Genomic DNA, 15,416 nt, shown 5'->3' on the forward strand with positions numbered 1-15,416 from the left:
TTCTCTCCATTAAAGGATTATACACTATTCATTTTATTGTTACTAGCTTTTCCATATTTTTTTATTGAGTTTCTAAAAGAAAAAGGAAACTATCTAAATGATAGTCTCCTCTTTCCATGTATTAAGAAAAGAACCCTATAAAATAGTATGCACCAAATTATCCAATCTTATATACAGATACTTACTTTGAGTGTTCAGTAATCCAGTTTTCGATTAGAGGGAATCTTTCAGCAACTGCTTTTCGTCCTGTAACAACCGAAACATGCCCTGCTTGTACAATCTCTAACGTTTTATCTTTACTAGATACCTTATCCATTAGTGGAGTAGTTTGTGACGGTGAAACGATATTATCGTGTGTAGCAGCAATTGTAAATAAATTTGCCGTTATGTCTGATAATAATACCTTTTGACCGCGAACAACTAATTCATCATTAACCAGCTTATTTTCTTGGTAAAAATCACGAATCCATTGACGGTAAGATTCACCTGGGAAAGGAACACCATCGTTTAACCAATGTTGCATTAACTTCCAAGTTAAAACAGAATCTTCATTGTCAATTTTATCTGCTAACGTTACATATGCACCAAGTGTTGTAGCAAGTGGGCTAAGTAATTTGTTTCCGAAGTCTATCATCTCAAATGGAATGTTCCCAAGTGTATCAACAAGATTATCTAATTTGAAGTAACGTTTGTCTAACCAATTTGTGTACATCCCCGCATCACTAAAATCAATTGGTGTTGTTAACAAAAGTAAGTTACGAATAGGTAATACTTTGTTATAAAGAGCTGTGAAAATGGCTGTCATTGTTCCGCCCATGCAATAACCAAACATTGAAATTTCTTTTGCACCGGAATGTTTTAACACTTTTTTCGCAGCACGTGGAATGTAGTCTAAAATATAGTCTTCAAGTTTCTTGTGACGATCTTCATATCCTGCCTCGCCCCAATCTAGCAAATAAACGTCATGGCCCTTATTTGTCAAATATTCTATTAAACTATTCCCTGGGTATAAGTCTAAAATATAAGGTTTGTTAATAAGTGCATAGATCATTAAAATTGGGACTTTATTAGTCTTTTCCATATTTGGTTGGAAACGATATAATTTTGCTTTATTTTTTGTCCATATAACTTCTTTCGGTGTTTGACCTACTTTTGGTTCTGGCTCAACAAATAGAACATTCGCAACTTTTTTCATACGTTCCATGCTTGGATCTTTGGGTAAATTTTCGATAATTCGTTCTAAAGGCTTCGTATCTAAATTAATCACACTATCCCTCCTAAAATTGAATTGAAAATCTAAAAGAACAATGAGCAAAAACCTACATATATAATCCGCCATTAACACTAATAGCCTGACCTGTAATATAGCTTTGTTGTAGTAAGAATAAAACTGTTTCTGCAACTTCTCGTGGCTCTCCAAGTCGACCAACTGGTACTCTTGCCACAACACCAGCTAATACATCTTCTGGCATAGCAGCTACCATTTCAGTGCCGATAAAACCTGGGCAAACTGCATTAACTGTAATTCCTTTGCTAGCCGATTCGATTGCTAACGTTTTTGTGAAGCCAAGAATTCCTGCTTTCGTTGCAGCGTAGTTTGCTTGACCGAAATTACCAGCTAACCCAACAACCGATGAAATATTAATAATACGACCAAATTTTTGACCTAGCATGTGATCATAAACTGCCTTAGTCGTATTGAAAATGCCGTTTAAATTTACATCGATCACAGCATCCCAATCTTCTTTTGTCATTTTTCTAAATGAACGGTCTTTCGTAATACCTGCATTATTAACTAGAATGTCGATTTTACCGAACTTTTCGATTGTTTCATTCACTAAATTTTCACAATCTTCTTCGTTTACAACATTTGAAGACATAGCGTGAACGATTCCGCCTTTTTCTTCAATTTGTTGTACGACTTCATTAATAGTTTTTGAACCATGTTGGTGTGTCGCAACTACAGAAGCACCTGCATCTGCTAGTACACGAGCGATTTCAGCGCCGATTCCACGGGAAGCACCTGTAACGATTGCAACCTTCCCTAAAAGTGGTTTTAATGGATTTGCTTGTTGAATTTCTAATACTGTCGTCATGTTCCATACACTCCTTAGAAAATTAAAATTCTTTATTTTTATAAGAAATAAATTTTAGACAAGATTACTTGGAAACTACTTCAGAATTATTCACTTGCAAAAGCTCAGCATTTTTATTTAAAAGATCGATAATTGTATCCATTTTTTTCTCTAATTTTGTTATTTTTTTAGATAATTGATCAATTTCAGCATTAATAGTTTGTTCCTCTAAAAATTCTTCTAAACTATCAACCTTCGATTCAACATTGATAACTAATGATGCTAAATCTGCAATCGTTTCTTTGGATGGAACATTTGCTTGTTTTAAAAAGTTTTCTGTCATTTTGTTTACTAGTTCCTGATACTGTAAATAGGACGTTTGAACATTCCCTAAACTTTCAGAAAAAGAGGGTTTTTCTAAAGTTTCTTGAATCACTTCACGCCAAGCACTTTCTGTTTTGTTATACATTTCTTTAAAAAGATTAAAAGCATCAAAAGAATTTGATTGCGTCACTGGTATTCATCTCCTCAAATGTATATTGTTTACTTAACAAAATTATCCTACCATATTTCCTGACTCAAAACGCGGAATATTCAAAATTGTTGATATTTTTACACAATTTACACAATTTACAACATAATTTACATTTCCTTAATTGACAACTATTTCCTTTAGGTGTAAATTACATATATAGTCTTTTTAATATTATTCAGAAAGTAGGTGACATATGATGGAATCAAATCAATCGAAAAAAAATAGTCCTACATTAGGTGCACCAAAGAATTTCCTCATTCCAATTATGCTTTTACATCTACGTGACTGGAATGCGCATGGTTATGAATTGATTGAAAAACTTACGAAATTTGGAATTAATTCTTTAGATCATGGAAATTTCTATCGTACTTTAAGACAACTTGAAAAAGATTCACTCGTAACATCTGTTTGGGATACAACTTCTGGTGGTCCTGCAAAACGCATCTATTCTTTAACAGAAGCTGGAGAACAGTATCTAGATATGTGGGCAGGATCATTAAGTGAATATCAAAAAATGTTAAATTCTTTTTTCAACTTATATAATCCATTCAACTTTAATTTCTCCACTACACCTACGAAAAGTAAGCCTGTTAAAGATACGACTGAAACCGTTGAAAAAGAATCGAAACCAAATGTAGATTCTGTGAACAAAACTGAAAACAATGACGCTTTGACAGAAATTACTGTAGCTAATGAAAAAACAACAATTGAAAAACAACAAAAAACGGTAGTTACAAATACTACCGCTACTAAACCAGCTGCTAAAAAAACTACAACTAAACGCACAACTAAGCCTAAAACTCCAAAGACTACTCAATCGACAGCAAAAGCATCTGCGAGCTCACAATCAACCGAAAACGATTAATTAGGATGTTATGCAAATTATTGCATTCATTATAAATTGTGAAACTGTTTTTAAAATTAAAGGAGGATTACAAAGATTATGGCAAATGAACAACTTGCAAAAAACGTCGATTTTTTATGGGATGGTTGGTTTAACAGTCTAAAATCATTCCAACAGCTTCAAGATGATATTGAAAACAAAACTTTACAAGCTTTTAACTATCAAAAAGAATTACTTGATTCAACTGTTTCTACGTTACAAACAATTGAAAACGAATCTAAAAAGGCTTCAAAAGAGTACCAAGAGAAATTACAAAGCACTTTTAATGAATTAAACAAAAATGGCCAAATGGATCAAGTATCAAACTGGATTGAAAGTGTTCAAGAAATTACTGACAAAGCTCAACATTTAGCTTGGAAGCCTAGCAACACAATTTTCGAACTTATCACAACTTCTCAATTGAATTGGGAAGCTACAGTTAAAAACGTACTTGACCAACAAAAACATGAGCGTGATGAAACATTCACTAAAATTGAAGAGTTAACTTCACAAATGAAAGAAACTCACAAAAAATTATTAGCGGTTAACGAATAACTCGAATTCGTTAACATTGTGTACCCCCTGAAATACACATAAATAATTATCCCTACCCCAAATTGTGAGGTAGGGATTTTTTTCTATTTAATTTTGTCTCGCTATCTATTAGAAAGGTAATCACTCCTCTAGTAGGTTAAATGCTTAATCGGCTTCAACCAGCCACATTCTGATTCTTCTTTATTAAATGCTAAGAACGAATCATTAATCTGTCCTAGAGATTGAAACAGGTCTAAATCGAGCATACGTGAGCCTTCACATACAGCTTCGATATAATATTTACGCAGTTTTATTTTTATTTCACCTTTTAGTTGATGTTCGATTTTCAGTACTTCACCTGTAAATGACGTATTTGGGAATCGATCTTGTAAATGTTCAAGGATATGGCCTTTCACACTCGATTCCTCTAACGGCTCGCATATAAAACTGAGTTGCCTGCTTACAGAGGACTCTTTTACTTCATCTGTTGTACGTACCATTTCTAAAAGCATGCGTTCTCTACCAAAAATAAATGACTGATATTCTTTTCTTATATTAAAAATTGAATAAATTCTCATATGGATTTGTCCTCCTTTCCTTAATTGCTATTATACATAAACTATTCTGAATATTTTGTCACATACTGTCATGAGTTCAGTTCTATTTTTGTCAAAATACCGGATACAGTGAAACTTCCATCAGTGGAGGATCTTTTCACTCCGCTGATGGTTAGTTGAACCAATCGGGGTATTAGCGTCCGTTAACTCCCCCCTATCTTTTTCAGGAGGAGTTTTACGGACGGTTATACCGGGAGAAACTCATAAATAGCACTGTATTCCTAGTTCGACTCAGTCTCAAGACCTAGTTGAAAATCCATTTACAGTCCGTTTTAGAAAAATCGTGAGGAAGGTAACATAAAGGTATCAACGAAAGGAGTTAACGAAAATGAAAAAACTATTATTATTAATTGCCGGAGGAATTACTTTCATCATTGCAATTGCGATGGTTGGTCCAATTATTGGTCTTGCGTTTTCAGCGCTATTAATCTTCCTTGCAATGCACTTCTATGTAAAAAGTAAGACAACTTTTTCAAAAGTTATGTGGATTATCTTAGGAATTATCGGTGTACTATCTGCTATCTCGAATATTCCAGCGGTTATCGGAATTGTCGCAATCGTCGTTCTATATGTACTTTATAAAAAATGGAAAGACGAAGATGTAAAAGTTGACTTCCCAAAAACAACTAAAAAAGACGATCCATTTACAAACTTTGAAAGAGAATGGTCAAACTTAACTAAATAACAGTAGGGGTGGAATCCCCTCCCCTACTACAACTTTAACTACGAGGAGAGAATAAAAAAATGACAAGTTTATTAACAAGATTTAAGTACCAAATTCAAGCGGATTTACACGAGTTGTTTGACAAAAAAGAAAATAAAAACCCAATCGCCATGCTAAACCAATACATTCGTGAAGCAGAAAAACAAACAGAACAAACAGGTAAACTTCTTCAAAGACAAGTGGAATTAAAAGACAAACTCGATCGCGAATTAAAAGAAACAGCAACTATGTTGGAAAAACGTTCTGCCCAACTAGTGCTTGCATTAGAATCAAATGAAGCAGATTTAATTGCTTTTGCTGAGCAAGAAGTTGCAGTTTACAAAGTGCGCAAAGAAACTTTAATTACTAGTCTAGAGACTGCGAAAGTTCAAGTTTTCGAGCTTGAAAGCAAATATGAAACAATGAAACATAAAATTAAAGATATGAAAGTTCGTCAATTGCAGTTGATGGGGAAAGAAAATGTAGTCCGTGCACATCACAAAATGGATCATGTCATTGAATCTAAAAATGATGTAAGTTTTGAAGACATTTCAGCTTATATTGACCATCTATCAACTAAAATTGATAAAAAATATGAAGTAACAATGCTAGAAACACGTTTGGCACAACTAGAAAAAAATAAAGCAGTTTCGACACCTACATTACAAGTAGAAACTTCTAACGAACAAGCAATGTAATGGTATAATTAGTAAGAATATTAAGGAGAAAGCAGCTTTTACGCTTTCTCTCTTCTTACGTTAACGCACTCACATGATATAAAGGAGGTACCTGATATGAACAAATTTACAACCGACCAACTGACAACTGGACTCATTATTTTACTTTTAATTGTATTTGCTGAGCTAACTGTTTTTAATAACGGTGGTGCCTTCCTTCTTATCATTAGTGGATTTTTACTCTATTTTAGTTTTAAAAAGCGTAATAAAATTATGTTTTGGGTTGGCTGTTTCTTTGCCTTTTTAGCGGTTTTAAACGTAACTTCTTTGCGATTATTTGTCATCGCTACCCTAATTTACATGCTCTATAAGCAATATAAAAAACCACAGGATGACATTATTGTAGATGGAGCAGCTTTTGAAAAAGGCGCAATACATAAAAATGATTTGATTGGGTCAATATCTCCCCCACTAGAAGCATACAAATGGCAAGACGTTCATATTCAGCGGTTTCTCGGTAACATTACGATTGATACGACACAAACGATATTGCCTGTAGGGACATCGGTTATTACGATTCGTCAATCCATTGGGAAAGTGACAGTCGTTGTTCCTTACGATATTCCGTTCCGATTACAATATTCGACGATTTTAGGTGAGGTCAAACTCCCCGGGAAACCATCGAAACGATTAATGAATGAAAATCTACTTATTACTGATGGTGAAGCCGATGGAGCAAAACGAAAACTCGTCATCCACGTTGCAACCTGGTTAGGTGATGTGGAGGTGGTCAGACAATGATTGCATTTGTCATTCGTACTTTTACAATGTTTATGCTACTGAGCACGATGATGTTTATGTTCTTTTTTATCCTCCTTGGTGAACCTGTCGAAGAAACATTCCGACCACTTTGGGAAGATCGCTATGAGAACATGCCGATCGTTGCCTATTTCGTTATTGCGATTTTTGTTATAAGTTGTGTGATCAGCATTTGGATGGCGATTGCCTCAAAGACAAGAGAAACTTTGGCAATCAAATATGTGAAACAGTTAGTTGACCCAGAGTTCTCATTGGAAAAGAAGCGAAATATTCCAAGAGCTTTAAGAAAAGCATTACTTCAAACAAGTGAACTTATCGAAACCCAGCGCAACAGCTTACAAAAGCTAACAAATGAAAGAGTGGACTCAAACGATGTCATTATTCAAGAACGAATTGTTCAAGAAAGACAACGTTTAGCTCGCGAACTTCACGATTCTGTTTCACAACAATTATTTGCCGCATCAATGTTACTATCGGCATTAACCGAACAAGGCCAAGGCGATGAAAAATCTCAAAAGACACTCCAGCAAGTGGAGAAAATCGTTCAACAAGCACAACTTGAGATGAGAGCGTTACTTCTTCATTTACGCCCTATTGCACTTCGCAACAATACACTTGCAGAAGGTTTAACAGGGCTTGTGATTGAATTAAAACAGAAGGTTAATTTTGTAATAGACTATAACATTGAAGAAATTGTACTTTCAAAGGCAGAGGAAGATCATTTATTCCGCATTGCACAAGAAGCATTATCAAATACATTACGCCATTCAAAAGCAACAGAGGTTGAATTGTTACTAATCGCACGCGAAAATATCGCAATTTTACGTATTCAAGATAATGGTCGTGGTTTTAATGTTGAGGATGATAGTAAAACGACTTCTTATGGGTTGAAAAATATTGCTGAACGCGCAGTTGAAATTGGATGTACCTATAAGATTGTATCTGTTCCTGACGAAGGGACGATTGTGGAAGTGAAGGTACCATTAAAGAATCGTACTATAACGGCTGAACCTTTGAAACTAGAAGATGCTTCTGAAAGTGATTCTATGTAATATTTTTTAGATTGGGGTGGGAAAATGATTAATGTGTTGATTGTGGATGATCATGAAATGGTGCGGATTGGGGTTTCTGCTTATCTATCAGCGCAACCTGATATGACAGTTGTCGGTGAAGCAGAAAACGGCAAAGAAGCTGTGGAATTGGCATTGAGCTTGCGTCCAGATTTAATTTTAATGGATAATGTAATGCCTGTCATGACCGGTGCCGAAGCAACTGCTGAGATTTTGAAACAATGGCCAGATGCCAAGATTATGATGGTCACCAGTTTCCTAGATGATGATAAAGTATACCCTGCCCTTGAAGCAGGTGCAGTTAGCTATATCTTGAAAACGTCTAATGCGAAGCAAATTGCTGATGCAATACGAAAGACGATGAGCGGTGAATCCGTTTTAGAGCCTGAGGTTACGACGAAGATGATGCAAAGAATGCGCTCCAATACAACAGTTGCTTTACATGAACAATTAACGGATCGCGAAATGGAAGTCCTACTTCTTGTAGCACAAGGCAAAACGAATCAAGAAATCGCAGATGAATTATTTATTGCTTTAAAAACTGTTAAAACACATGTAAGTAACATTTTAGCGAAGCTAGATGTTCAAGATCGTACCCAAGCAGTTGTGTATGCGTTTCACAATGGATTGGTGAAAAAATAAATAAAATATAATCGATGTAATTGATCAAATTGAATTTATGAAGCGGCTTCGGGGACAAATTTTCCGATATTTTCTGTTTTTTGTCCTCGAGATGAGGTTTCGAGGACAAGTATATGTAATTTTTGGCTTTTTTGTCCTCGAGACGTGGTTTCGAGGACAAGTTTATGTAATTTCTGGCTTTTTTGTCCTCGAGACGCGGTTTCGAGGACAAGTTTATGTAATTACTGGATTTTTTGTCCTCGAGACGCGTCTCGAAGACACTTTTCTTATAGTTTCAGTCTTTTTGTCCTCGAGATGCGGTTTCGAGGACAAGTTTACGAAAATTTTAGTTTTTTTGTTCTCGAAAGTGGGTTTCGAGAACGAATTTCCGTTATTTTCAGTTTTTCTGTCCTCGAGAAGCCACATTACTGATACAACGTAAAAAATTGGCAAGCTAGATTCCCATAAATAACCACAAAAAACGGATGCACACCCCCTGCATCCGTCTATTTTTTTATAAATTAAAATGCCTAACCTCTATTTGTAGTGTTTCAGCTAACTTCGTTAATGATTGAGAATTGAATGCAATCTCTTCATTTGCTTGCAGATGCTGCTCGGTTGCAGCACTCGTTTCATTGGAAAGTGAAGCGACATCCTTCGCATAGGCTTGTACTCGTATAATACTTTCTTTTACTGAATTAGTCAGCTGTTTAATTTCTCTAATAGCATTTGTAACTGTTTCTGCTTTAATAATGACGTCATTAACACTATCTTTAACGTTAGTAAATACTTGTAAGGATTCTTGCGTTTTGTTGATTCCTTCATTCACTTTGGATCCACCATTTGTTACAGATTGAACTGCTTCCATACTTGCCAATTGAATTTGTTTTACCATTTCATTAATTTGTTTTGCTGAATTTTTGGACTGCTCTGCTAGTTTCTTTACCTCATTAGCAACAACTGCAAAACCTTTTCCGTAGTCTCCAGCACGTGCTGCCTCAATCGCTGCATTTAATGCTAGTAAATTTGTTTGTTCTGAAATATCTGTTATTAAGGAAGTAATATGGTGTATGGCACTAGATTTTGTTTCCATATTTTTTATCATTTCAGTCGTCTCATTAAACGTTTGGTGAATCAAATCCATTTGCATCACAACTTCTGTAACTACTTCAGAACCTTTCACTACGTATTTGTGAACTGATTCCGTTGAGTGAATCATTTCCTCATTACTCTTTGCGATTTGACTTACACTAGAATCAAGACTTTCCAACTGATCGACAGATGTTTGCATTAAGTGTACTTGTTGTTCACTCGTAGTTAATTGTTTTTCCGTAGTCGTTGCAACCATTTGTGATGAAGCTAAAGTTTCTTGAGAGGTAGCGGATAATGTTTCTGCACTCGTTGTTAGGTGGGCAGAAGAATCACGAACTCTTTGGACAATCTGACGTAAATCTGCGAGCATTTTGTTGTACGTTTGAGCCATGATCCCCACTTCATCACGACTTTTAATATGAAGTTCTTCAATCGATAAGTTCCCTTTCGCAATTTCTTCAAGTCCAGATGTCACTTTTCTTATTGGGTTCGTAATATAAATGCCCATTGCTGTAGCAATACCAAGGCCTAAAATAATGCAAATCATTGTAATGATTAATACGAGAATAAACGACCTCGCCTGATATGAATTTATATCAGCTTTCACTTGTTGTATATTTTGATTTTCTAAATCTATTAACTGACTAATTTGTGAAGTAATCGTATCATTATTTTCTTTCATTGTATTTAATGCATCACTTAGATCTCTGCCACTTGACTTAAGGGAAATAATTTGATCGGCAGATTTATAAAACCAACTTGTCGAGGATTCCAGAGCAATGATAATATCTGCAATGCTTTTGTCTTTTGTTAATGCTTTCAGTGTGGCAATTGCTAAAAACCCATCATTTTGCGCATTTTTAATATCTACAATGGATCTCGGATTTTCTAATGTAATATATTCAAAGACTGAGACTTCCGCCTCATTTTGTAATATCTCTATTTCTTTTCCTAGATTAATCTTTTCTACCTCAATATCTAGTATATTTTGATATCGATTGGTAAGATCATTAATTGTAAATAACGATACGATACTTATAGCTAATAGTAAAAATAAGACGAATCCAAACCCAATCCATAGTTTTTTACGAATCGAAAACTTCATACACACACCACTCTCCTCAGTTATTATAATATTAAAAATTTTCAGTAAAAATAGCAAGTAGATAGGTGAATAGTTTCATAATCAAATTCGCCAAGGCGAATTTGTGCCCAAATTTTATCGAGCTTATGCCAACAAAATCCATTTTGCGACGAGGAGCTACGGCACCGCAGGAGCAGGATGTTGGTCACTCAGACGTTGCCACAGGACGTGGCGCTCTTAGTCTGAGTTCAATTATTAAACCTTTAAAAATCTGTGGCATCCGCCGGAGGCTTTAACTTCATTCAGTCTAGGCTTACACTACCACGGAGTGCTAATCCTTTCCAATTAACTCTCTATTTATGAAAGTATTAACTCTTACTGAATGAAGTTAAAAAAAGCCTACAACAAACTCTGTAGGCTAGATTTTGATTATATTTTAAATTTACGAACTTCCTGCTGAAGCTTTTCAGCTAGCTCAGCGAGTGAGTGCGCACTTGATGAGATTTCCTGGTTGACTGCAAGCTGTTCTTCTGTTGCAGCGCTAGAATCATTAGAGAAAGCAGCAGCATCCTTTGCTAGAGACTCTACTTTCATTACGCTTTCTGTTACGGAGTCTGCAATTGCATGAATTTCTTCAATGGCAGCAGAAACAGATTCTACTTTTCCAATGACATCTTCTACACTTATTTCGATTTCTTTAAATACATGCAATGATTCGTTAGTTTTTGAGATTCCCTCGTTCACTTTTACCCCGCCATCTGTAATGGCATGTACGGCTGCTCCACTTGCTTTTTGTATTTGATCAACCATTTTTTGAATTTCGTCAGCCGATTTTTTCGATTGCTCAGCAAGTTTTCGAACTTCATCGGCAACTACAGCAAAACCTTTTCCATACTCACCAGCTCGCGCTGCTTCAATTGCAGCATTAAGTGCAAGTAAATTTGTCTGATCTGAAATATTTGTGATGAGTGCTGTAATCGTTTGAATTTCGTTTGAGTTTTTTTCCATTTCAAGCATGATGGAATTTGTATCATTAAATGTTTGATGAATCGTCTCCATCTGATTCACAACATCAGAAATAACGATTGAACCTTTTGATACTAATTTGTGCACGTGATCGGATGACCGTAGCATTTCTTCGTTGCTTTGTGAAATTTGGTCCATCCCTGTGTTTAAATCACGCATAGCATCAACAGATGATGTCATTAATTTTACTTGTCGATCACTTGTTGTAAGCTGTTGTTCCGTCGATGTTGCAACCATCTGTGAGGAAGCCAGACTTTGTTCAGAACTCGCAGACAATTCCTCAGCACTTGCTGCAAGCTGTGAGGAGGAATCTCTTACCTTTCCAACAATGCTTTTTAAATCTACCAGCATTTTATTATACGTTTGTGCCATCAAACCTACTTCATCTTTATTTTTAATGTGAATCGTTTCAGCTAATAGATTACCATTTGCAATTTGTTCTAATCCGTCGGTTACTTTTTTAATTGGGTTCGAAATATTCCTACTTACAATTATTGTGATTACTATACCAAGTACAATACTGACAAGGATTATAACGTTAATAACTATCAATATAGTCGTCTGATACGTATTAATTTCGGCTTTTGCCTTTTCAACATTTGTTTGTTGAAGTTCAACCAATTGTGATAAATAAGTAACGATTTGTGTATTATGCGTTTTTAATTGGGCCAAGGAACTTGTAAAAGGCTTACCACTTTCTTTCATTTCTATTACTTTATTATTCGTTTCGTTATATACCTTAAAGTTTGTACTTACTTTTTCTAATATTTTGCTAGTTTCTTCATCATTTTGAAAACTAGAAAATTTCTCAAAGGAATTTGTCGCATTCTGTAAAGACCCGCGTATTTGATCGACTGCCTCTACATTATTAAATGAAATAAAAGCCAATAAATTTGCTTCCGCTTTTATTTGCGACTTTTCAATTTCGTTCGCTATATTAATTTTTTCAATATTCACATCAACAATTGTTTGATATTTTCCTGTTAATGAAAAAAAAGAAAAAACAGAGATTACCCCAGTTATTAATAGTAGAACGTTTAATGTACTAAAGCCTAGCCATAATTTTTTTGCAATAGTTAGTCTCATGTCGTCATCCCATCCCTTGTGCCTCAACTAGTTAAATATTTTGAAAATTTAGTAGATAAGGAATATTTTACATGATTTCTGATTCTTTTGAAAGTTTTTAAGACTTTTTCAAATAGATAGTTTTAACTACACTTAAATGAAAAGAAAAAAGTCGATTTGTCACAAAACTTGTAACAAATCGACTTATGAGATGATTTTATTTTATAGAGATTTTACTTTTGCTACTACGTTGTCAACAGTGAAACCGTATTTTTCCATGACGATTTCCCCAGGAGCACTTGCACCGAATTGGTCGATTGCAAGAACATCACCTTCGAAGCCAACATATTTATGCCAACCAAATGATGCACCCATTTCAATCGCTAAACGTTTTGTAACAGCTTTTGGTAATACAGATTCTTTGTATTCAGCAGTTTGTTGTTCAAAGCGATCCATTGAAGGCATTGAAACTACTGAAGCATCAATTCCGTCCGCTAATAAAGCTTTTTGTGCTTCAACAGCTAATGAAACTTCTGAACCAGTAGCAAGAAGGATTGCATCTGGCGTAGCTTTTGTAGCTGGTGATACGACATAAGCACCTTTTGCAACACCGTCTTTTGCAAGCTCAGCTGATTTTGCTAACACCGGCAAGTTTTGACGTGAAAGTACTAATAAAGTTGGTGTTGATTTTGATGAAATCGCTAATTTCCAAGCTTCAGCACTTTCATTTGCATCTGCAGGGCGAATAACTGATAAGTTAGGCATTGCACGGAATGCAGCTAAATGTTCTACTGGTTCATGTGTCGGACCGTCTTCTCCTACTGCAATTGAATCATGAGTGAACACGTATGTTACAGGTAATCCCATTAATGCAGATAAACGAACCGCTGGACGAACGTAGTCAGAGAATACAAAGAATGTACCACCGAATACGTTTAAGCCTCCATGTAATGCCATACCGTTTAATGCTGCACCCATTGCGAATTCACGAACACCAAACCAAATGTTACGACCTTCTGGAGTTTCAGCAAAGAAGTCGCCGCCGCCTTTGATCGTTGTTTTGTTTGAACCAGCAAGGTCTGCACTACCACCAAAGAATGAAGGTACTTTTTTAGCTAATGCGTTAATTACATCTCCAGAAGATGAACGTGTTGCAACAGATTTACCAGCTTCATAAACAGGAACTTCTGCATCGAAATCAGCAGGTAATTCGTTATTCATTGCATTAGCGAATTGTTCAGCTAATTCTGGGAATTCTGCTTTGTAGCTTTCAAATTTAGCATTCCATTCAGCTTCAGGTTGTGCACCTTGTTGTTCTGCAGCCGCATTGAATGTATCATATACTTCTTGCGGAATTTGGAATGGCTCATGACCCCAATCGTAAGCAGTTTTAGTTAATGTTACTTCATCTGCACCAAGAGGAGCACCGTGAGCATCAGCTTTACCTGATTTATTTGGCGAACCAAAACCAATTACAGTTTTAATTTCGATTAGTGTTGGCTTGTCTGATGATTGTTTTGCTTGCTCGATAGCAGCGTTGATAGAATCAATATCAGTACCATCTGCAACATGAATATAGTTCCAACCATAAGATTCAAAACGTTTTTGAACATTTTCAGAGAATGATTTTGCTAAATCTCCGTCTAAAGAAATATCATTTGAATCGTAAAGTACGATTAATTTTTCTAATTTTAGGTGGCCAGCTAAAGAAATTGCCTCTGCTGCAACACCTTCCATTAAATCTCCATCACCACATAATGCGTATGTGTAGTGGTCTACGATTTCATGGCCAGGTTTGTTGTAAGTTGCAGCTAAATGACGTTCTGCCATAGCCATACCAACTGACATCGCAATACCTTGTCCAAGTGGCCCAGTCGTTGCTTCTACCCCAACAGTATGTCCATACTCTGGGTGACCTGGCGTTTTTGAACCCCATTGGCGGAAATTTTTAATTTCCTCCATATCAAGTCCGTAACCACCTAAATGGAGTAAGCTATATAATAACATCGATCCGTGTCCTGCTGATAAAACGAAACGATCGCGATTAAACCATTTTGGATTTTGTGGGTTATGTTTTAACTGTCTAGTCCATAAAGTATATGCCATTGGCGCAGCACCCATTGGTAATCCAGGGTGTCCTGAGTTCGCTTTCTCAATTGCATCAATTGATAAAGTTCGGATTGCATTAATTGCTTGTAAATCCGCATTTGTTGTCATTGCTAGACTTCCTCTCTTGTGTCTTTTTCTTCTAATACAGTTTAGACAAAATTGTGTAATAAAACAATCCTGTTCTATGACAAATTCGGAAATATGACATACATTTTACTAATGTGTTATATCATTCTAGTTAATTTAATCGATTACGTTTTACTTGTTTCACTTTTTCAGGGGTTACATCATTCCCATTCTCATCAAGAACTTGAACGTTTGTAATCGTGTCGCGGAATGAATTACGGAAAGTATCTAAATATTCTTTACGAAGTGCTGTTTGCTCTTTCGCTTCTGCTTCTGTCAGTGTTCCCTGTTTTTTTTTCTTTGAAAGTTCGTTAATTCTTGCAATTTTTTCTTTTGATAACATCTTTGTTCCAACCTTTCTAAATACCAATACTTAAAAG

14 protein-coding genes and 1 pseudogene are annotated in these 15,416 nt (G+C 35.6%); 7 read left to right on the top strand and 8 right to left on the bottom strand.

Annotated elements, in window-relative coordinates:
• Positions 1–181 precede the first annotated feature (181 nt).
• The 3 genes from phaC to CD29_RS05665 form a co-directional block, all read right to left on the bottom strand.
• Positions 182–1,267 carry a class III poly(R)-hydroxyalkanoic acid synthase subunit PhaC gene (gene phaC / locus CD29_RS05655; RefSeq protein WP_036183957.1) on the bottom strand — a complete coding sequence of 362 codons (1,086 nt, stop codon included), beginning with the start codon at positions 1,265–1,267 and terminating at the stop codon, positions 182–184.
• Positions 1,268–1,319: 52 nt separating this feature from the next.
• Positions 1,320–2,096, bottom strand: coding sequence for a 3-oxoacyl-[acyl-carrier-protein] reductase (gene fabG, locus CD29_RS05660; protein WP_052124016.1), 777 nt, complete (start codon positions 2,094–2,096; stop codon positions 1,320–1,322).
• 64 nt (positions 2,097–2,160) lie between these two features.
• The gene (locus CD29_RS05665) at positions 2,161–2,589 is read right to left on the bottom strand and encodes a PhaR (RefSeq protein WP_036183959.1); all 429 of its coding nucleotides are present in this window, start codon (positions 2,587–2,589) and stop codon (positions 2,161–2,163) included.
• Positions 2,590–2,803: 214 nt separating this feature from the next.
• Between CD29_RS05665 and phaQ the strand changes: the two are divergent.
• Together phaQ and CD29_RS05675 are read left to right on the top strand one after the other, a co-directional pair.
• Positions 2,804–3,220 (top strand): annotated as a pseudogene (gene phaQ, locus CD29_RS20630) (poly-beta-hydroxybutyrate-responsive repressor); the annotation flags it as partial.
• Between the two features lie 333 nt (positions 3,221–3,553).
• Positions 3,554–4,048, top strand: a complete 495-nt coding sequence (locus CD29_RS05675) for a hypothetical protein (RefSeq protein ID WP_036183962.1) — start codon at positions 3,554–3,556, stop codon at positions 4,046–4,048.
• A 128-nt stretch (positions 4,049–4,176) separates the two neighbouring features.
• Here CD29_RS05675 and sirA read toward each other — a convergent pair whose 3' ends face one another.
• The gene (gene sirA, locus CD29_RS05680) at positions 4,177–4,605 is read right to left on the bottom strand and encodes a sporulation inhibitor of replication protein SirA (protein WP_036183965.1); all 429 of its coding nucleotides are present in this window, start codon (positions 4,603–4,605) and stop codon (positions 4,177–4,179) included.
• Positions 4,606–4,972: 367 nt separating this feature from the next.
• Between sirA and CD29_RS05685 the strand changes: the two genes are divergently transcribed.
• The 5 genes from CD29_RS05685 (at position 4,973) to CD29_RS05705 (ending at position 8,555) form a co-directional block, all read left to right on the top strand.
• The gene (locus CD29_RS05685) at positions 4,973–5,329 is read left to right on the top strand and encodes a lmo0954 family membrane protein (RefSeq protein WP_036183968.1); all 357 of its coding nucleotides are present in this window, start codon (positions 4,973–4,975) and stop codon (positions 5,327–5,329) included.
• Positions 5,330–5,388: 59 nt separating this feature from the next.
• Positions 5,389–6,045 (top strand): PspA/IM30 family protein, encoded by a 657-nt coding sequence (locus tag CD29_RS05690; protein WP_036183971.1) that lies wholly within the window; start codon positions 5,389–5,391, stop codon positions 6,043–6,045.
• A 96-nt stretch (positions 6,046–6,141) separates the two neighbouring features.
• The gene (gene liaF, locus CD29_RS05695) at positions 6,142–6,825 is read left to right on the top strand and encodes a cell wall-active antibiotics response protein LiaF (RefSeq protein ID WP_036183974.1); all 684 of its coding nucleotides are present in this window, start codon (positions 6,142–6,144) and stop codon (positions 6,823–6,825) included.
• Entirely contained in the window at positions 6,822–7,895 is a 1,074-nt protein-coding gene (locus CD29_RS05700; RefSeq protein WP_036183976.1) for a sensor histidine kinase, read from the top strand. The genes liaF and CD29_RS05700 overlap by 4 nt, the downstream gene beginning before the upstream one ends.
• Before the next feature lie 24 nt (positions 7,896–7,919).
• Entirely contained in the window at positions 7,920–8,555 is a 636-nt protein-coding gene (locus tag CD29_RS05705) for a response regulator transcription factor (RefSeq protein WP_036183978.1), read from the top strand.
• A 493-nt stretch (positions 8,556–9,048) separates the two neighbouring features.
• On the opposite strand, the gene CD29_RS05710 is transcribed toward CD29_RS05705, so the two are convergent.
• From CD29_RS05710 to CD29_RS05725, 4 genes are all read right to left on the bottom strand, one after another.
• The gene (locus CD29_RS05710) at positions 9,049–10,731 is read right to left on the bottom strand and encodes a methyl-accepting chemotaxis protein (RefSeq protein ID WP_036183980.1); all 1,683 of its coding nucleotides are present in this window, start codon (positions 10,729–10,731) and stop codon (positions 9,049–9,051) included.
• A 408-nt stretch (positions 10,732–11,139) separates the two neighbouring features.
• Positions 11,140–12,822 carry a methyl-accepting chemotaxis protein gene (locus CD29_RS05715; protein ID WP_036183982.1) on the bottom strand — a complete coding sequence of 561 codons (1,683 nt, stop codon included), beginning with the start codon at positions 12,820–12,822 and terminating at the stop codon, positions 11,140–11,142.
• 201 nt (positions 12,823–13,023) lie between these two features.
• Positions 13,024–15,018, bottom strand: coding sequence for a transketolase (tkt, locus tag CD29_RS05720; RefSeq protein ID WP_036183985.1), 1,995 nt, complete (start codon positions 15,016–15,018; stop codon positions 13,024–13,026).
• Between the two features lie 130 nt (positions 15,019–15,148).
• Positions 15,149–15,379, bottom strand: coding sequence for a DUF896 domain-containing protein (locus CD29_RS05725; protein ID WP_036183988.1), 231 nt, complete (start codon positions 15,377–15,379; stop codon positions 15,149–15,151).
• Positions 15,380–15,416 lie beyond the last annotated feature (37 nt).

Origin of the sequence: Ureibacillus manganicus DSM 26584, from assembly GCF_000772945.1 — a bacterium.
In the GTDB taxonomy this organism is placed as follows: Bacteria; Bacillota; Bacilli; order Bacillales_A; family Planococcaceae; genus Ureibacillus; species Ureibacillus manganicus.